At 55.8% G+C, this 267-nt stretch carries 1 protein-coding gene; it reads left to right on the top strand.

The genetic code is table 11. The annotated features are described in order from the left end of the window. On the top strand, positions 1-267 hold a 267-nt coding region (locus RVY79_RS19915; protein WP_317466303.1), incomplete at both ends, for a hypothetical protein.

Here is a 267-nt window from a genome sequence, read left to right as displayed (position 1 = left end):
GGAAGGCGCTGATCGTCATCTGACGGCAGTTATCGAAGGCAAGAGAACGGTGCGCGAATTGGAGCTCATCTTGCGCAACCTGCAAGGCCCGGGCGCTACCGCGAAGCGAAGTCGCACTCGCTACCACCAGCTTTTCGATTTCAAAGCTGATGGTGTGCAGCGCGGCCAACTTAAGACATTTCCTGACGGCCGAATTAGCTTGGAGCTGAAGGAAATTCCGGCTGATAAACAAGAGGCGCTGGCGGAGAAGCTGAAGGCACTGGTTGA

The sequence above is a fragment of the Chromohalobacter sp. HP20-39 genome, assembly GCF_033052815.1.
GTDB lineage: Bacteria > Pseudomonadota > Gammaproteobacteria > Pseudomonadales > Halomonadaceae > Chromohalobacter.
The sequence above is the reverse complement of the archived record's forward strand: the minus strand, read 5'-3'. Positions and strand labels throughout refer to the sequence as shown.